Annotated in this window: 18 protein-coding genes; 9 read left to right on the top strand and 9 right to left on the bottom strand. The window is 75.5% G+C overall.

What is annotated here, in order from left to right:
- Positions 1-215 precede the first annotated feature (215 nt).
- From ACFXPX_RS37190 to ACFXPX_RS37180, 3 genes are all read left to right on the top strand, one after another.
- Positions 216-950 (top strand): 2OG-Fe(II) oxygenase, encoded by a 735-nt coding sequence (locus ACFXPX_RS37190; RefSeq protein ID WP_380644622.1) that lies wholly within the window; start codon positions 216-218, stop codon positions 948-950.
- 12 nt (positions 951-962) lie between these two features.
- Positions 963-1,505: a hypothetical protein gene (locus tag ACFXPX_RS37185; protein ID WP_380644621.1), complete on the top strand. Its 543-nt coding sequence runs from the start codon at positions 963-965 to the stop codon at positions 1,503-1,505.
- A gap of 119 nt (positions 1,506-1,624) precedes the next feature.
- Positions 1,625-3,061 (top strand): alpha/beta fold hydrolase, encoded by a 1,437-nt coding sequence (locus ACFXPX_RS37180; protein WP_380644620.1) that lies wholly within the window; start codon positions 1,625-1,627, stop codon positions 3,059-3,061.
- Here ACFXPX_RS37180 and ACFXPX_RS37175 read toward each other — a convergent pair.
- From ACFXPX_RS37175 to ACFXPX_RS37165, 3 genes are all read right to left on the bottom strand, one after another.
- Positions 3,054-3,710 carry a hypothetical protein gene (locus ACFXPX_RS37175; protein ID WP_380644619.1) on the bottom strand — a complete coding sequence of 219 codons (657 nt, stop codon included), beginning with the start codon at positions 3,708-3,710 and terminating at the stop codon, positions 3,054-3,056. The genes ACFXPX_RS37180 and ACFXPX_RS37175 overlap by 8 nt on opposite strands.
- A 31-nt stretch (positions 3,711-3,741) precedes the next feature.
- Complete coding sequence (locus ACFXPX_RS37170; RefSeq protein ID WP_380594276.1) at positions 3,742-4,542, bottom strand: NAD-dependent epimerase/dehydratase family protein; 801 nt, start codon at positions 4,540-4,542, stop codon at positions 3,742-3,744.
- Positions 4,543-4,681: 139 nt separating this feature from the next.
- Complete coding sequence (locus ACFXPX_RS37165) at positions 4,682-6,322, bottom strand: alkaline phosphatase family protein (protein WP_380644618.1); 1,641 nt, start codon at positions 6,320-6,322, stop codon at positions 4,682-4,684.
- Between the two features lie 365 nt (positions 6,323-6,687).
- On the opposite strand from ACFXPX_RS37165, the gene gndA reads away from it, so the two are divergent.
- Positions 6,688-8,151, top strand: coding sequence for an NADP-dependent phosphogluconate dehydrogenase (gene gndA / locus ACFXPX_RS37160; RefSeq protein WP_380594280.1), 1,464 nt, complete (start codon positions 6,688-6,690; stop codon positions 8,149-8,151).
- Positions 8,152-8,185: 34 nt separating this feature from the next.
- On the opposite strand, the gene ACFXPX_RS37155 is transcribed toward gndA, so the two are convergent.
- Together ACFXPX_RS37155 and ACFXPX_RS37150 are read right to left on the bottom strand one after the other, a co-directional pair.
- Positions 8,186-8,737: a YciI family protein gene (locus tag ACFXPX_RS37155; protein WP_380532308.1), complete on the bottom strand. Its 552-nt coding sequence runs from the start codon at positions 8,735-8,737 to the stop codon at positions 8,186-8,188.
- A 71-nt stretch (positions 8,738-8,808) separates the two neighbouring features.
- Positions 8,809-9,774 carry an alpha/beta hydrolase gene (locus tag ACFXPX_RS37150; RefSeq protein ID WP_380532311.1) on the bottom strand — a complete coding sequence of 322 codons (966 nt, stop codon included), beginning with the start codon at positions 9,772-9,774 and terminating at the stop codon, positions 8,809-8,811.
- 220 nt (positions 9,775-9,994) lie between these two features.
- Between ACFXPX_RS37150 and ACFXPX_RS37145 the strand changes: the two genes are divergently transcribed.
- The gene (locus tag ACFXPX_RS37145; RefSeq protein WP_380532313.1) at positions 9,995-10,378 is read left to right on the top strand and encodes a hypothetical protein; all 384 of its coding nucleotides are present in this window, start codon (positions 9,995-9,997) and stop codon (positions 10,376-10,378) included.
- A gap of 66 nt (positions 10,379-10,444) precedes the next feature.
- On the opposite strand, the gene cynS is transcribed toward ACFXPX_RS37145, so the two are convergent.
- Both cynS and ACFXPX_RS37135 read right to left on the bottom strand, forming a co-directional pair.
- Entirely contained in the window at positions 10,445-10,915 is a 471-nt protein-coding gene (cynS, locus tag ACFXPX_RS37140) for a cyanase (protein WP_380532316.1), read from the bottom strand.
- A gap of 71 nt (positions 10,916-10,986) precedes the next feature.
- Positions 10,987-11,583, bottom strand: a complete 597-nt coding sequence (locus ACFXPX_RS37135; protein ID WP_380532319.1) for a carbonic anhydrase — start codon at positions 11,581-11,583, stop codon at positions 10,987-10,989.
- 126 nt (positions 11,584-11,709) lie between these two features.
- On the opposite strand from ACFXPX_RS37135, the gene cynR reads away from it, so the two are divergent.
- Positions 11,710-12,618, top strand: coding sequence for a transcriptional regulator CynR (cynR, locus tag ACFXPX_RS37130; RefSeq protein ID WP_380644617.1), 909 nt, complete (start codon positions 11,710-11,712; stop codon positions 12,616-12,618).
- 59 nt (positions 12,619-12,677) lie between these two features.
- Here the strand turns inward: cynR and ACFXPX_RS37125 are convergent, their stop codons facing one another.
- Positions 12,678-14,159: an FAD-dependent monooxygenase gene (locus ACFXPX_RS37125; RefSeq protein WP_380532325.1), complete on the bottom strand. Its 1,482-nt coding sequence runs from the start codon at positions 14,157-14,159 to the stop codon at positions 12,678-12,680.
- A gap of 158 nt (positions 14,160-14,317) precedes the next feature.
- On the opposite strand from ACFXPX_RS37125, the gene ACFXPX_RS37120 reads away from it, so the two are divergent.
- Complete coding sequence (locus ACFXPX_RS37120) at positions 14,318-15,310, top strand: Lrp/AsnC family transcriptional regulator (protein ID WP_380644616.1); 993 nt, start codon at positions 14,318-14,320, stop codon at positions 15,308-15,310.
- Here the strand turns inward: ACFXPX_RS37120 and ACFXPX_RS37115 are convergent.
- A complete protein-coding gene (locus tag ACFXPX_RS37115; RefSeq protein ID WP_380644615.1) occupies positions 15,285-15,515 on the bottom strand; it encodes a hypothetical protein in 231 nt (76 codons plus the stop codon). The two genes, ACFXPX_RS37120 and ACFXPX_RS37115, sit on opposite strands and share 26 nt — an antisense overlap.
- Before the next feature lie 310 nt (positions 15,516-15,825).
- On the opposite strand from ACFXPX_RS37115, the gene sigK reads away from it, so the two are divergent.
- Positions 15,826-16,410: an ECF RNA polymerase sigma factor SigK gene (sigK, locus tag ACFXPX_RS37110; protein WP_380594286.1), complete on the top strand. Its 585-nt coding sequence runs from the start codon at positions 15,826-15,828 to the stop codon at positions 16,408-16,410.
- Positions 16,407-17,156 carry an anti-sigma factor domain-containing protein gene (locus ACFXPX_RS37105; protein ID WP_380644614.1) on the top strand — a complete coding sequence of 250 codons (750 nt, stop codon included), beginning with the start codon at positions 16,407-16,409 and terminating at the stop codon, positions 17,154-17,156. Before sigK ends, ACFXPX_RS37105 begins: the two co-directional genes overlap by 4 nt.
- The last annotated feature ends 92 nt before the right edge of the window (positions 17,157-17,248 follow it).

The raw sequence follows: 17,248 nt of genomic DNA, 5'->3' as shown, positions 1-17,248 counted from the left end.
GCCCCTATTAAAAAACAACCCATCCATATTTGGCCCACCACCCCCCCCCCTAAACGTTCTCTTCCCCCCGGGCGGTGCCCCCCCCCCGCGGTGGGGGTCGGGCCACCGGCACGCCCCGCCGCCACCCGCGGCCGCGCCGCCACCCAAAGCCGTGCCGACACCTCCCGGTCCGAAAGCCGCCAGCAGCAGGCAACGCCGCACCGCAGACTGGGCCCGTGAGCACCCGAACCACCACCGCCTCCCCCGCACCCGTACGGCAGCGCGTCGACTCGGCCGACTGGCCCGCCCTCGCCGAAGAGCTCGACGCCCACGGCTGCGCCCTCACCCCCCAGCTCCTCACCCCCGCGGAATGCCGGGAACTGGCCGCCCACTACGACCGCGACGACCTGTTCCGCAGCACCGTCGACATGGCCCGCCACCGCTTCGGCTCCGGCCGGTACCGCTACTTCACCCACCAGCCGCCGCCACCCGTCGACGCCCTGCGCCGGGCCCTCTACCCGCACCTGCTCACCGTCGCCCGCGACTGGGCGGCGAAGCTCGGCCGCCCCGCGCCCTGGCCCGACTCCCTCGACGAGTGGCTGGAGCAGTGCCACGCGGCCGGCCAGGCCAAGTCCTCGCAGATCCTGCTCCGCTACGGGGCCGGCGACTGGAACGCGCTGCACCGCGACCTCTTCGGCGACCTCGTCTTCCCGCTCCAGGTGGTCATCGGCCTCGACCGGCACGGCACCGACTACACCGGCGGCGAGTTCCTGCTGGTCGAACAGCGCCCCCGCGCACAGTCCCGCGGCACCAGCACCGTCCTCCCCCAGGGCCACGGCCTGGTGTTCACCACCCGCGACCGGCCCGTGCGCTCCGCCCGGGGCCACTCCGCCGCCCCCGTCCGGCACGGCGTGAGCACCGTACGCTCGGGGCGGCGCCACGCCCTCGGGCTCGTCTTCCACGACGCCTGAGCCGGGGACGCCGTGCCCACCCCCGTGCCCGCCCCGGAACCCGCCGACCGGCCGCTGCCCGTGCCCGCCCGGCACACCGAGGTCGAACTCGCCGCCCTGCTGCACCTGTTGACCACGAGCCGCCCCCGGGTGCACACCGTCGCCGTCGGCCACAGCCGCGACGAAGCCTCCCGCGCGACGGCCCTGGCCTTCACCGAGGCCTGGCAGGCCCGCGGCGGCACCGTCCTCACCGTCACCGACTGGCCCGAACACGCCGCCTCCTGGCTGCGCCCGGCCCGGCGCCTCACCGCCCAGGAGCCCGACGCCTGGGTGATCGCCGCCGCGCCCCTCGGCTGGGCCCGACTGGCCCGGCGGCTCCGGCACAGCACCGCCTGGACGGCCGAACGGACCTTCGGCTCCGCCGCCCTCGCCGAGCCGCACATGATCGCCCTCGCGGGCCCCGACACCCTGCACGGCCTGCGCGGCGCCACCGCGGACGGCGGCACCTGGGAGGTCCGCGACGGGTGGCTCACCACTGCACGCCCCCGGAGCCGTCCGGGGCTGTTCGGGTCCTGACGGTCCGTTCCCGGGGCGAATCGCGTCCGGACGCTCGCCAACGAAGTGTCCCGGTGCGCAGGCTGGTTCCCGACCGCGTCCACGCGGACGCGGCGTGAGCGGAAGGACCCCGGACGCCCATGACGAACCTGACGAACCTGGCGAACGCGACGAACAAGACGGGCAGGACCAGCAGGCGCGGCCGCATCGCCGCCCTGCTGGGCGCCGTCGCGGTGGCGGCCGCCACCACCCTGGCCGGCCCCGCCCTCGCCGCCCCGGCCGAACCACCGGGCCACGGCGGCGGCGTCACCGGGCAGGCACCCTGCCCGGACGCACCCGAATTCACCTGCGGAACCCTCACCGTGCCGCTCGACCACAGCGGCCGGACCCCCGGCACCCTCGACCTGGCGGTCGCCCTCAGCAACAACAGCAGTCCGCCCAAGGGCGACCTGCTGTTCCTCTCCGGCGGCCCCGGCCAGTCCAGCGTCCCGTCGATCCGGCAGATGGCGGGCAAGCTGGAGCCCGTCCTCAAGGACTACCGCCTGGTGATGTTCGACCAGCGCGGCACCGGCCGGGGCGCCCTCCAGTGCCCGGGCCTCCAGGAGGACATGGGCTCCTCCGACCTCGCCGTACCCCGCAAGCAGTCCATCGCCGACTGCGCCACCGCCCTCGGCCCGAACGCCCGCTACTACGGCACGGCGGACACCGTCGCCGACATCGACCTGCTGCGCCGCGCCCTCGGCGACCGCCGGCTCACCCTGGACGGCGTCTCCTACGGCACCATCGTCGCCGAGCGCTACGCCCTCGCCCACCCCTCCCGGGTGGCCCGCCTGGTGCTCGACTCGGTGGCGCCGCAGAGCGGTTTCGACCCGCTCGACCTGGCCGCGATGCCCGCCACCGCCCGGGTGCTGCGCGCCGCCTGCCGGGCCACCGGCTGCACCACCGACCCAGCCGCCGACCTCGCCGCCACCGTCCGGCGGTACGGCAACGGCGCGCAGATCCTCGGCGCGCTGACCGGCTACGAGTTCATCGACCCGGACTTCGGCGCCGTCCCGGAGATCCTGCACGAGGCCGCCGCCGGGCAGCCCGCGAAGCTCCAGGACTTCTTCGCCCTCGTCCACCAGGTGGTCGACGCCGCCGCGGCCGAGGACCTCAGCCAGGGCCTGCACTCCGCCACCGTGTGCGCCGACGGGCGCTTCCCCTGGGGCAGCACCGACACACCGGTGGCGGGCCGCGCCGCCGCGCTGGAACGCACCCGGCAGCGGCTGACCGCCGAACAGACCTGGCCGTTCGACCCGGCGACCGCGACCGGCCTCGGCAGCCTGCTGGTCTGCCTGGACTGGCCCCGCGAGCCGGTGCCGCCGCTGCCCCCGGCCCACCGCAAGCTGCCCGACGTGCCGGTCCTGCTGCTCGGCGGCGACCGGGACATCGCCACGCCGCACGAACTGCTCTACGAGCAGGCCCAGTTGGTGCACCACCCGGAGATCGTGATCGTCCCCGGAGCGGCCCACTCCGTGCAGAACCGCGCGGCCAACCCGGTCGGACGGCAGGCGGTCTACGACTTCCTGCTCAGGTAGCGCCCGGCACGGTCGGCGCGGGCAGGTCGAGGGCCCGGGCAACGGCGGCGATGACGGGGCCCCGGCGACCGGGCGGCAGGTACTCACCGGCCCAGTCGCCGGCCAGCCCGAGGAAAGCGCCCAGGTCCCGTTCGACCCCGGCGAGCAGCCCGCCCAGGTCCGCGACCGGCAGCACGATCACGGGGCTGTCGGGCTGGTCGGCGTTGACCGTGAGCCGGACGGTGCTGCCGAACCGCTCCGCGAGCGGGGAGACCGGCTCGTGCCCGTAGCCGACCAGCCCGCCGTGCTCCAACAGTCCGTGCCAGTCCCGCCAGTCCTCCAGGCCGTCGCAGCAGCCGGGCTGGAACTCGATGCCGGAGGCCCGGTCGGTGACCCGCAGCCCGCCCGCCGCGTACACCTGCTCGAAGGTCAGCAGCCCGTGCAGGAAGGAGTCCAGCGGATCGGCGGGCCGCGGCGGCCGCCCGCCGTCGGGGTCGACGTCGGGATCGATGTCGTTGCAGCGGGCGACCAGCATCACCGCCGTCCCGACCTCCGCGGGCGACAGCCCGCCGTCGAGGGCGAGGAACCCGGCGGACCCGGTCCCGGCGACGGGCCAGAGGTCGAAGCCGTCCAGGGGCCTCGTCTCCAGGACGGGCTGCATCACGATCATCCGGCCGAGTCTGCCATGTCCGGGGCGGCGGTCAGCGGCCGGTCTGGGTGAAGCGGCCGCCGAGGTAGCGGTGTTCCGGGTCCTCGGGGGACAACTCGCCCAGTTCGGCGATGAGTTCGGCGGCGAAGGACTCGGCGTCGTCCTGCGGCCGGTAGCCGAGCGCCCGGGCCGTCGAGAGGTCCCACCAGGCGCGGGTGTTGGCGGAGATCCCGTAGGCCACGGTGTGGCCGGTGACGGGGCCGGTGAGGGCGGCGTGCGCGAGGCGGGCCCAGTCGCCGGGGCTGAGCCAGGTGGCGAGCATCCGGATGCTGCGGGGGCGCTCGGTGAAGGAGCCGATGCGCAGGGAGACGGTCTCGATGCCGTGCCGGTCGGCGTACAGCGAGGCGAGGCTCTCGCCGAAGCACTTGGAGACCCCGTAGTACGTGTCGGGCCGCTGCGGCGCGTCCACCGGCACGGTGCCGCCGTCGGCGGGCCGCTCGGTGAAGCCCGTCGCGTGGTTGCTGCTGGCGTACACGATCCGGCGGACGCCGGCCTCCCGGGCCGCGTCGTACAGCCGGTAGGTGCCCTCGATGTTGGCGGCCAGGATGTCGGCGAACGGCGCCTCCCCCGGGATCCCGGCCAGGTGGACCACGGCGTCGACCCCGTCCATCGCCGCCGCCAGCGCCTCGACGTCCAGCAGGTCGGCGGTGACGGCCCCGGGATCGCCGGGCACGGGCAGCCGGTCGAAGCCGCGCAGCCGGTGGCCGTACCCGGGCAGCAACTCCCGCAGGCAGCTGCCCATCCGGCCGGCGGCTCCGGTGATCAGGACCTGACCGGGCTGGTTGACCGTCATTCGTTCCCCCTGGGTTCCGCGTCGCGCGTCGCCGGGCCGAAGGGCCCGGTCCGACGACGCGCGACGATACCTGACGGGACGCCGGGGATCAGGTGATTATCCGCGGCCCGGCGGGCCGCCCCGGCCCACCGCCGGCGGTTCAGCGGACGGGCAGCACCCGGGTGTGCTCGGCGCGCACGGCCTGGAGGTCGTGCGGCTGGAGGCCGAGCAGATCGAGGACGGTCGGGGCGATCTGCTTGGTCTCGACCTTCTCCTCCCGGCGGACGCCGCCCGGGGTGGCCGCGCCGGAGACGACGAGCGGGACGTTCAGGTCGTCGGCGTGGGCGCCACCGTGCTCGGCGATCTTGCTGCCGCCGGTGTAGACGACGCCGTACTGCGCGACGCCGAAGACGTCCGGCACCCGCGGGTCGCCCGGGGCGACGCCGAAGTGGCCGGCGGCCTCCGCCCCGGCGTAGACCTTCTGGACGCCGCTGCCGGTGAACGGCCGGGCCTTGCCGTCGATGCCGACGCCGGTGCCGTTCTGCGCCAGCAGGTAGGCCTTGGCGAAGGAGGTGGCGGCCGGGGAGCGGTCGTTGAGCCAGAGCAGCACGCCGTCGTCGTCGACCGCATGGGCGACCAGGGCGTCCGCACCCGGGTGGGCGGCCTTCCAGGCGGCGTCGAGGCCGTCGAGCAGCGGGCCGTCGTCGATCCGGTTGAGCGCGGCCGGGTCGATCGGGGACTGGCCGTGCTTCGCGGAGAGGATGACGGTCGTGGAGCGGTCGAGGTGCTGCTTGCGCAGTTCGGCGGTCAGCGCGCCGATCTGCTGGTCGACGTACGCCAGGTTCTTCTCCACCAGCGGGCCGGGCACGCCGTTGGCGACGTAGCCGCCCTGGAGGCCGTCGGAGCTCGCCAGCTTCTGCGCGGTGGAGACGGACTGGAAGTTCAGGCCGAAGACGGCCGGGGTGCCGACCCGCTGCGCACGGCTGTGGTCGTAGCCGTCGATCTCGTTGAGGACGGCCTGCACCTTGTACGAGTCGTACTGCTCGGTGGCCTGGTTGTCCTTGGTCCAGTCGCCCTTGTAGCCGGTGGCGTTGCTGTTCACCTCGGGGGTGAAGAGGTCCTGGATGCCGGTGCCGGAGGGGCCGTTGAGGATGTCGTAGGCGGCGTGCTTGTCCGACCAGGCGGTGCGCAGGCCGGCCTGGCGGGCCACCTCGAAGACGGTGTTCACCTGGAGGTAGGAGTGCGGGTAGACCGGCTTGCAGGTCCGCGGGTCGACCGGCAGCTTGGCCGGGTCGATCAGGGCCTGCGGGTTGCCGGTCATCCGCAGGATGGACCCGGGCAGGCCGGGCAGGCCCTGGCCGGCGTCGAGCGCGTCCTTGTTCTTGTCCAGGTCCTCGGTGAGGTCGACCTCGACGCCCGGCTTCGCGTGGGCGCAGTCGGTGGTGCCGGCCGGGAGCAGCGCGGCGTTGTAGGTGTCGTCGTAGTAGACGCCGGTGGTGCCGGGGCCGCCGCCGGTCAGCTGGGCGACCATGCCGGGGAAGGAGTCGGACGGGTCGGTGGTGGCGGCGTGGGTGTACTCGACGCCGCCGCGGACCAGCCGGGCCAGCGCCGACTGCGGGTGCGCGGCCACGAAACGGGCGAGGTCCGACTGGTGCAGGCCGTCCACCGACACCAGCAGGACGTGCTGGGCCCGGTGGGCGCCGCGGCCCTCCTCGGCGGCGGCGGCCTGGGCGACGGTGGATCCGGCCAGCACACCGGCGGCGCCGAGGGTGGCGGCCAGTCGGACGTAACGACGGGTCACGGAGGTCTCCTGTGGAAGGGGGGAGGGGAGGTGACTGCGGCGGTGCGGCCCCCAGGGTGGGAGGCCCCGGTGTACCGGTGGCGGCCGGAACGTGAACAGCACCGGTCCGCTCCGCCGGGCGGCCCGGGATTTTACCCGTCGCCCACCAACGCCTTGCCCTGCCATGGGACTTGACGCGGGAGTAGGGTCGGTGCGGCGGGGTCGGCGGGCGCCTCCGGGCACCTGAACGGCCCAGCCCCCCGGGCGGGCGGCACCGTCCGCCGGTGATCCTGGACTCCGACCGCCCAGGGCGGTCCTTCGCGTGCGCGGCACGCGGTCGGCGCGCTCCGCTCCGTCGGCCGGCCCCGAGGAAGGAAGCACAGCTCATGGACGCAGCCGCGATCGGTTCGGCACAGATCGGCGTGACGGGCCTGGCGGTCATGGGCCGCAACCTGGCGCGGAACTTCGCCCGCAACGGCTACACGGTCGCGGTGCACAACCGCACCCCGGCCCGGACCAGGGCCCTGGTCGAGGAGTTCGGCCACGAGGGCACCTTCGTCCCCGCCGAGTCGCCGCGGGACTTCGTGGCCGCGTTGGAACGTCCGCGCCGTCTGCTGATCATGGTGAAGGCCGGCGGGCCCACCGACGAGGTCATCGAGGAGTTCGCGCCGCTGCTGGAACCCGGCGACATGATCATCGACGGCGGCAACGCCCACTTCGCCGACACCCGCCGACGGGAGAGGGCGCTGCGCGAGCAGGGCATCCACTTCGTCGGCAGCGGCGTCTCCGGCGGGGAGGAGGGCGCGCTGCTCGGCCCCTCGGTCATGCCCGGCGGCTCCGCCGAGTCGTACACCGTGCTCGGCCCCATGCTGGAGCGGATCAGCGCCCACGTGGACGGCGAGCCGTGCTGCACCCACATCGGCAGCGACGGGGCCGGCCACTTCGTGAAGATGGTCCACAACGGCATCGAGTACGCCGACATGCAGCTCATCGCCGAGGCCTACCACCTGCTACGGGACGTCGGCGGGTACTCCCCCGCCGAGATCGCCGGCGTCTTCGAGCGCTGGAACCGGGGGCGGCTCGACTCCTACCTGATCGGGATCACCGCCGAGGTCCTCGCCCACACCGACGCCGACACCGGCAGGCCCTTCGTCGACATCGTCCAGGACGCCGCCGAGCAGAAGGGCACCGGGCGCTGGACCGTGCAGACCGCCCTCGACCTCGGCTCCCCGGTCACCGCCATCGCCCAGGCCACCTTCGCCCGGGTCGCCTCCGCCCGGACGGCGCTGCGCGAGGCCTACCGGCCGCTGCCCGGCGGCACCGTCCACCCGCTGCACCCGCACGAGGCCGAACGCTTCACCCGGGACGTCGAACAGGCCCTCTACGCCTCCAAGGTCATCGCCTACGACCAGGGCTGGACGATGATCCGCGACGCCGCGGCCGAGTACGGCTGGGACATCGACCTCGGCGCGGTGGCGCGGATCTGGCGCGGCGGCTGCATCATCCGGGCCGCCTTCCTCGACCGGATCCGCGCCGCCCACGCCGCCGACCCCGACCTGGTCAGCCTGCTCGCCGAACCGCAGTTCGCCACCGAGGTCGCCGACGCCCAGGCCGCCTGGCGCACGGTCGTCGCCGGGGCAGCCCAGCACGGCATCCCGGTGCCGGCCTTCTCCGCCGCGCTGGCCTACTTCGACACCCTGCGCAGCGAGCGGCTGCCCGCCGCACTGATCCAGGGCCAGCGCGACTTCTTCGGCGCCCACACCTACCGCCGCACCGACCGGCCGGGCAGCTACCACACCCGCTGGGCCGAGCCCGGCCGGCCGGAGGAACGCACGGACACCGGGGCGTAGGTTCTCGCCCGGGCGACGGTACCGGACCGGGTCGTCAGGACGGGCGGCCGCCGAACTGCCACCGGTGCACCTCGACGTCGGCGTAGCCGTCCGCGGTCAGCACCGCCCGCGCCGCGTCCGGATCCGGCGCCCGGAGCAGGACGGCCGTGCCCAGCCAGGCCGTCCCGTCGTCGGAGAGCAGCGGCCCGTAGGCGATGAGCTCCTCCCGGTCGGCCGGCACCGCGAGGTCGACGGGCTGCCCGCCGCCGAGGCCGAGCACGAGGTAGCGGGTGCCCCCGGTCCGGCCGCCGGGGAAGTCCCACATGGTGCGCCCCAGCAGGTTGCGCCACCGCCGCAGCAGCACGTCCCGGTAGACCCCGGCCTGGTAGCCCGGCTCCTCGAAGGCGAACGCCCGGGCGGCGGCCGGGCCGGGCAGGTCGAGGACGTGCACGCTGCCGGTGGGCAGGGCCCCGTCGGCGGTGAGCGTCGGCCCCCGGGCGATCATCTCCTGCGCGAACCCGTCCATGTAGGACCGGTGCGCTTCGAGCAGTTCGTCGCGCAGCGGCAGGGACCCGGGCCGGTCGCGGTGGTAGCAGAGGAACTCCATCCCCGAAGCATCCCGTCCGGCGGCCGCCCCGGTCGAATCGTTTTCCGCCCCGGCCGCCCGGGGCCGCCGCGTCACCGCTGGAGGACGCGCCGGAGCCAGCGGGTGCGGGCCTCCTGGGCGTCCCGGGCCAGGGCGGAGTGCGGGGCGAGGGTGTCGAAGCCGTGGCACGCGCCGGGCCAGACGTGGAGTTCGGCCTCGCCCCCGGCCTTCCAGAGCGCGTCGGCGTAGCCGACGGCCTCGTCCCGGAAGGTCTCGGCGGAGCCCACGTCGAGGTACGCGGCGGGCAGCCCGGTGAGGTCGGTGGCGCGGGCCGGGGCCGCGTACGGGGAGAGGTCGGCGGCGCCGTGGCGGTCGCCGAGCACGGCCTGCCAGGCGGTGGCGTTGGAGCCGCGGTCCCAGGTGTCGTGACCGACCATCTGGTGGCTGGAGAAGGTGTCGCCGCGGTCGTCGAGCATCGGGCTGAGCAGCAGCTGGCCGATCGGCGCCGGTCCGCCGCGGTCGCGGACCAGGTGGGCGAGGGCGGCGGCGAGCCCGCCGCCGGCGCTCTTGCCGCCGATGACCAGGCGCCCGGCGTCCACGGCCAGTTCGTCCGCGTGCTCGGCGACCCAGCCGAGCCCGGCGTAACAGTCCTCGACGGCCCCGGGAAAGCGGGTGCGCGGCGCCAGCGGGTACTCGACGGAGACCACGGCCAGCCGCAGGGGCAGCGCCCAGGAGCGCAGCACCCGGGGCAGGACGGACCACGCGTTGCCCGTCACCATCCCGCCGCCGTGCAGGTAGTAGAGCAGCGGCAGCGGCTCCCGGATCCCGGCGGGCCGCGCGCTGACCAGGGTGAGCGCGCCGTCGCCGTCGGCCCGCGGCACCTGCAGCTCCGTCACCTCGAACCGGCCGCCGTCGCTCAGCCGGTCGAGCGTCGGCCGGGGCCGGACGCGCGCGTCCCGCTCCTGCCAGGCCGCCAGACCCTCCGTGGTGAGCACCTCCCGCGCCCGCGCCCCGGCGGCCTCCACGGCCGCCCGCACCTCCGGATCCAACGGAGGCACCCGTCGGCCCACCGATCCACCCACCACCAGCACCCCCATCACCGGACGGACACCCGAGCGGCATCCCGTCCCACCCCACCCTGCCAGGCCCGCCCTCCACGCCGGCGTGGAGGGGCTCGCATCCTGGATCGGCCCGGACGGAAAACCGCTGGCGCGGTGGCCGGGCGGGGAGTTGACTGGCCTGCCGAGGCCGGGAACACCGCTTGGCAGAGAGGGAGTTGTGGAGGATCCGCAGTTCACCGTACGGCTCGCCGGCCCCTCGCCCCGGGGCGCGGTGCGGCTCAAGGCGGTCCGCACGGTGAACGGGCTGAGCCTCTGGCAGGCCGGCCTGGCGCTGGACGCCGGGACGGCCGTCCTGCTGGCGGACGTCCCCTTCGAGCTCGCCGCGCCCGCCGCACGGAACCTGCGCCGAGCGGGCGTCGCAGTCGCCGTCCGCTGCGGCGCCTGCCGCCGCACGCTGCCCGAGGACGGCGCCCCGGTCGCCCCCGAACCCTGCGCCGGGCGCTACTTCGCCACCGCCCACTGCCAGGCGAACTCGCTGACCACCTGCGACTGCGAGTTCTGCACCGAGTTCGGCCCCCTGCCCGGGCTCACGGCTCCCTGAGCTCGCGCTGAGCGGTGCGGCGGGGCGGGCGGTGGCCCCGCCCCGCCGCAGGGGAAGAGGGGTGGGTCAGAACGGCTTGGTCGGCAGGTACTTGCCGTCCAGCGTGATGACGGCGCGCTCGCCGCCCTCGGGGTCGGCGACCTTGCGGACGTCGAGCTTGAAGTTGATCGCGGAGATGATGCCGTCGCCGAACTGCTCGTGGACGAGGGCCTTGAGGGTGGTGCCGTAGACCTGGAGCATCTCGTAGAAGCGGTAGACGGTCGGGTCGGTGGGGATGCCGCCGGGGATCGAGCCGCGGGTGGGGATGGTCTGCAGCAGCACGGCCGCGTCGGCGTCCAGGCCCAGGATCTCGGTGACGGCCTCGGCGGCCTCCTTCGGCAGGGCGTGCTGGCCGAGGACGGCGGCGGTGGTGAAGGCCACCGACAGGCCGGAGACGTCGGCGATCTGCTGCCAGGTGAGGTCCTTGCGGGTCTTGGCCTCGACGGCGGCGACGGCGAGCAGCTGGCGGGCGGTGGGGTCGAACTGGGCGTGCACCATGGGAGGTTCCTTCTCGTGGTCGGTGGGGCTACGGGTGGCGCCGCGGGGACGCTCCGGGGGCTGGGGGTCGGTCAGGCCGCGCGTGCGGCAGCCCGGCCGGTGGTGGCGGTGAGGTCCTCGACGCCGCCGGTGGCGATGTCGAAGACCCAGCCGCGCAGGGTGAGTGCCCGCGCGCTCAGGGCGCGGGCGACGGACGGGTGGGTGGCCAGGTTCGCCAGCTGGGCGAGCACGTTCTGCCGCACCAGGGCCGGGACGTCCCCCGCGGTGGCGGTGCGCGCCACCGAGGCGTCGGCGAGCCGCAACCAGTCGGCGACGGCCGGGGCTCCGCTGAGGTCGTGGCCGTGGGCGAGGGCGGTCATCGCGCCGCATCCGGAGTGCCCGCAGACCACGATGTCCCGGACGCCCAGGGCGGCGACGGCGTACTCGATGCTCGCGGTGACGCCGTCGGCCCCGGGGGTGTAGGCGGGCACCAGGTTGCCCGCGGTGCGGATCACGAACAGCTCACCCGGGTCGGAGCCGGTGATCAGCTCCGGCACGACGCGGGCGTCGGAGCAGCCGATGAACAGCGTGTGCGGGCTGTGGTCGGCGGCGAGCCGGGCGAAGAGCTCCTCCTTTGCGGGGAACACGTCCCGCTGGAAGTGCGCGATGCCCTCGGTGAAGTCACGCATGGGGTCACTCCCTCTCGTGGCGCCGGGCCGGTGCGGCCTGGCGGGATCCACAGTGCACGACCTGGGGCTATAGCGTCCAAGAGCTGTTACCGATCGTTCTCATCGATGGGGTCTATAGTTCGGTCCATGGCCCTGGAACTGCGCCATCTGCGCTATCTGCTCGCCGTGGCCGACCACGGCAACTTCACCCGCGCCGCCGAGGAGCTGAACATCTCCCAGCCGACGCTGTCCCAGCAGGTCAAGCAGCTCGAACGGACCCTGGGCGCCCAGCTGCTGGACCGCACCGGCCGCACCGTGCGCCTCACCGACGCCGGCCGGGCGTACGCCCACCACGCCCGCGGCGCGCTGCGGGACCTCGCCGCCGCCGAACGCGCCGTCCACGACGTCCAGGACCTCTCGCGCGGGCGGCTGCGCCTGGCCGTCACCCCGACCTTCACCGCCTACCTCGTCGGCCCGCTCGCCGCCGAGCTCCACACCCGCCACCCCGGCATCGCCCTGACCGTCCGGGAGACCAGCCAGGACCGCATCGAAACCGGGCTGCTCACCGACGAGTTCGACCTCGGCATCGCCTTCCAGAGGCCCCACCTGCCCGGCGTCACCGCCACCGCCCTGTTCACCGAGCACCTCACCCTGGTCACCCGCGCCGGCGACGACCCGCCCGCCTGTGCGGCCCTCCCCGTGCGGGAGCTCGCCGACCGCCGACTGGCCCTGCTCAGCGGCGACTTCGCCACCCGCGGCCACATCGACGACCACCTCGCCCGGCACGGCGTCAGCCCGCGGATCGCGGTCGAGGCCAACTCCGTCCAGGCCCTCACCGAGATCGTCCAGCGCACCCCGCTCGCCACCGTGCTCCCGGACGCCGTCACCCACGACCACCCGCGGCTCGCCCGCGTCCCGCTCGAACCGCCCCTCCCCACCCGCACCGTCGCCCTGCTGCACCGCGCCGAGGCCTACCGGAGCGCCGCCACCGGGGCCTTCACCGCACTCGTGCACGACCTGGTCCGCGCCCGCGGCTACCCGCCGCCGACCTCGTGAACCGTTGCGCCCCCGGACGACCGGGAACGGTCCGGGGGCGCTGCGAGACTGACGGTGCGTCAGGCCACCTGGCGCGGGGCACCGAACCAGCGGATCAGGGACGGCCGGAGGGTTTCCGGGGTGCCCACCCAGCAGACGTGGCCGTCCGGACGGATCAGCATCGGTTCGACGCGGGCTCCCCCGTCGAACCGGTCCACCCGGTCCACCCGGTCGGACCAGGGGGCGAGGGCCTCGGCGAGGGCGCCCTGCGGGTCGAGCAGCACGCCCCGGCCGGAGCGCAGGAGTTGGTGCAGCCGCACCGGGCCGAGGTCGGCGTCCGGCACCGGCCCGCCGAGCAGCGGGTGGGGGCCGGTGTCCGGCATCGGGTAGCGGGTGGCCGTTCCGGACATCACCTCGCTCAGCCGGCGGTGGACCTCCGGCAGGGCGATCAGCTCGGTGAAGAGGTCCCGGGTGGCCAGCACGTCCGGGTCGCGGCTGCCCGCCCAGTCCATCAGCAGGCCCTGCGCCTGGACGTTGCGCAGCACGGTCGTCCCGGTCAGGTGGCGTTCGGTGTGGTAGCTGTCGAGCAGGCCCTCCGGTGCCCAGCCCCGGACCGCGGCGCCGAGCTTCCAGCCGAGGTTGAAGGCGTCCTGCATCCCCCCGTTCATGCCCTGGGCGCCGAGCGGGAGGTGGACGTGGGCCGCGTCGCCGGCCAGGAACACCCTCCCGTGCCGGTACCGGGCGACCTGCCGGGCCGCGTCGGTGATGCGGCGGGCGTGGCACAGTTCGAGCAGCTGCACCCGCTCGCCGAACACGGCCCGCAGCCCCTCGCGGATCTCCTCCTCGGTGATCGGGACGTCCCTGGGCAGCGAGCGGCCCGGCCCGCCCATGGCGAGGCGGCGCAGCGGGCGGCCCCGGTCGTCGGTGCCGAGCGGGAAGATCCCCGTCCAGTGGCCGTCCGGGCCGCGGTGGTGGGTGGGCAGACCGTCGGCGCCGCTCAGCCGGACGTCCGCGGCGATCGTGGTCACGGTGCCTGCCCGGCCCGGGAATTCGGCCTTGAGCAGGGACCGTACGGTGCTGTGGCCGCCGTCGGCGGCGACCAGGTGGCGGGCCCGGAGCACCCGGCCGCCGGCGAAGGTCGCGGTGACGGCCTCCTCGTCCTGGGCGAGGGCGACCAGTTCGTGGTCGCGCCGGACCGTGAGGCCCTGCCCGGCGAGGTGCTCCTCCAGGAAGGCCTCCAGCACGACCTGGGGGACGGAGCGCCAGGGCCGGCGCGGGCGGAACGCGCCCGGCCCGGGGTCGTCGGCGGGGGCGTCCGGCAGCGGGATGCCCGCGAAGTGGCTCCCGCCGACCGGGTGGTCCCCGCCGGCCAGCAGCGGGTCCAGCAGGCCGCGCTGGTCGAGCAGTTCCAGGGTGCGGGTCTGCACGCCGCCCGCCCTGGAGAGGGTGCTGCGCCCGGGCAGGCGGTCGACGAGTACGGTCGACACGCCCGCCAGCAGCAGTTCGTTGGCCGCCGTCAGGCCGGTCGGGCCGGCTCCGACGACGAGTACCTCGGTGTCCACGGTGCTTCTCCTCGGGTTCCTCGGACGGTTCCGCCCGGCGCGTCCTCCCGCGACCGGCCGGGTTCCGTCGACGGGGTCAACGCTCGCTCCACCAAGGGCCGTTGGCCCAGTGACCGGCGCGATGGTGACGGAATCCGACACCCGCTACCCTCGGCACGGTGGAATCCGACTACGACGAGCTGGACCGCCGCCTCGTCCACGCCCTGCAGATCGACGGCCGGGCCCCGTTCAGCACCATCGCCGCCGCCCTCGGGGTGTCGGACCGCACCGTCGCCCGCCGGTACGCCAGGCTGCGCTCGACCGGCGCGGTACGGGTGCTCGGCGGGGTCGACCCGCTCGCGCTGGGCGCCGAACTGTGGCTGCTGCGGGTGCGCTGCGCGCCCGCCGCGGCGGGCGCGGTCGCCGAGGCGCTGGCCCGCCGCCCCGACACCTCCTGGGTCAGCCTGACCTCCGGCGGCACCGAGATCACCTGCACCGTCCGGGCCGAGACCGAGGCCGACAGCGAGGCCCTGCTGCTGGCCCGGCTCCCCCGCACCCCGCGGGTGGAGGGGGTGAGCGCGCACTCGGTGCTGCACTCCTTCTACGGCGGCCCGGACAGCCTCATCGCCAAGCTCGGGCCGCTGGACGGAGCCACCGTCGCGGCCCTGAGCCCGCCCGCGTCGGCCGCATCGCCCGCACCGCCCGCGCCGGCCCACCCGCGCGGACCGGTGCGGCTGGACGACGGCGACCGCCGGCTGCTCGCCGCCCTCGAAACGGACGGCCGGGCCGGGTTCGAGGAGCTCGCCGCCGCCACCGGCTGGTCACCAACGACCGTCCGGCGCCGGATGGCGGAGCTGCGCGAACGCGGGGTGCTCTACCTGGACATCGACTGCGACCCCCACCTGCTCGGTGTCGGCACCCGCACCCTGCTGTGGATCTCGGTCGCTCCCCCGTACCTGGAGGAGGCGGGCCGGGCGCTGGCCGGGCACCCGGAGGTCGCCTTCGCCTGCGCCACCACCGGGCCGACCAATCTGTACGCCACCGTGGTGTGCGCGGACCGGCGCGCGCTGTACCGCTACCTGACCAACAGGGTGGCCGCGCTCCCGGCGGTCGGCCACGTCGAGACGGCGCCGTCGATCAGGACCGTCAAGCAGGCCGCGAACCGGAGGTAGGGCCCGGCCCGGCGGCCGGCGGCAGCGCCAGGTGGCTCAGCTCCGCGGACAGCCGGCGCAGCGTCGGTTCGTCCGCGACGGCCTCCAGCACCGCCAGCAGCACGTCCACGGCGGCGCCGTCGCCCTCGGCGACAGCGCGCACGATCCGCGCCACGAGGTCGTCGCGGCGACCGTCGGGGGGCCTTGCGAGGCGGGTGGGAGCCATGGTGGGAAGCCTCCGCTCGTACCGAAGGGGCGTCTCGCGGGCCGGCCCGGTGCCGGGCGGACCGCCTTCCGCCCAGGGATTCGTCGCCCGCTCCCGGACGGATTGGGCGCGTCCCCGATGGATCGGGGCGGCTCCGCCGCGCCGGGGCGATCCCGGACCAATCCGGCGCGCCGCCCGCACCGAAGAGCGGGTGTCAGCCGTACTGTCCACCCGGCCGGGCTCCACTCCGGCCACGACCCGGGAGGCCCGTCATGCCCGCCCTCCGCCCGTGCGGCCCGCCGCCCACCCGCCGTACCGCAGGAGCGGCCGGATGAGCGCCGTCGTGCACCTGTCCGGGCCGGCCCTGCCCGGCCCGAACCTGCGGGAACTCGTCGCCCGGGTCGCCCGGGGCGACCAGGACGCCTTCTCCCGCCTGTACGACGCGGTGGCCGGCCCGGTGCTGGGCCTGGTGCGCCGGGTACTGCGGGACCCGGCGCAGTCCGAGGAGGTGGCCCAGGAGGTGCTGCTGGAGGTGTGGCGCACCGCCGCCCGCTACCGGGCCGAGCGCGGCGAGGTCATGCCCTGGGTGCTGACCATCGCCCACCGGCGCGCGGTGGACCGGGTCCGGGCCGCGCAGGCCGCCGCCGACCGCGACCAGCGGGCGGCCGCCGCCGCCCACGCCCCGGTGTTCGACGAGGTCGCCGAGCAGGTCGAGGGCCGGCTGGAGCGCGAACAGGTGCGGCGCTGCATGAGGACGCTCACCGATCTGCAGCGGGAGGCGTTGACACTCGCCTACTACCGCGGCTACACCTACCCCCAGGTGGCCGAGGTCCTCGGCGCACCGCTGGGCACGATCAAGACCCGGATGCGCGACGGACTGATCCGGCTGCGCGACTGCCTGGGGGTGGGAGCATGACCGTCGCCGACCTGCACACCCTGACCGGCGCCTACGCCACCCACGCCCTGGAGCCGGCCGAGAGCGCCGAGTTCGAACGCCACCTGGCCGGCTGCCCGGCCTGCGCCCTGGAGGTCGCGGAGTTCGCCGCGACCCTGGCCAGGCTCGCCGCCGCGGACTCCGTCGTCGCGCCGGAGGCCCTCAAGGCCAGGGTGCTGGCCGCGCTGCCCACCCTCCGCCAGGAGGCCCCGCGCACCGCTCCCCCCGCCGTGGACGCCCGCCGGCCCGGGCCGCTGCGCCGCGGCCTTCCGAGGCTGGCGCTCGCCGCCTGCCTGGCCCTGGCGGTCGGCGCCGGGGGCGTCGCCGTCCAGCAGCACCAGGAGGCCGACCGGGCCCGGGCCCGCGCCACCGCGCTCCAGCAGGCGCAGGACCACGTCGCGGGCCTGCTCGCCGCGCCCGACGCCCGCACCGCCACCGGGGCGGCGGCGGGCGGGGCGGGCGTGGGGACGGTGGTGTGGTCGCCCAGCCGGGACCGGGCCGCGTTCCTGGCCTCCGGGATGCCCGCGCCGGGCGCGGGCAGCACCTACCAGCTGTGGTTCAACGACTCCGGGACGATGCGTCCGGCCGGACTGCTGCCGGGCAGCGACGGGGCGCTGCTGCTGTCCGGGCCGCTGGACGGGGCCAGCGGCATCGGCGTGACGGTCGAACCGGCGGGCGGCTCGGCGCACCCGAGTTCGGCCCCGGTGATGCTGCTGTCCTTCGGCTGACCCGGCTCGCCGCGCCCACCCCGTGGTCCCGGCGCAGGCTCCGGACCGACCTCCGGACTGACCCCCGGACCGACCCGGAACCGGTTCGGAAC

Source organism: Kitasatospora sp. NPDC059146 (assembly GCF_042786665.1).
In the GTDB taxonomy this organism is placed as follows: Bacteria; Actinomycetota; Actinomycetes; order Streptomycetales; family Streptomycetaceae; genus Kitasatospora.
Note: the sequence above shows the minus strand (reverse complement) of the source record. Positions and strands in the feature narration are given on the sequence as shown.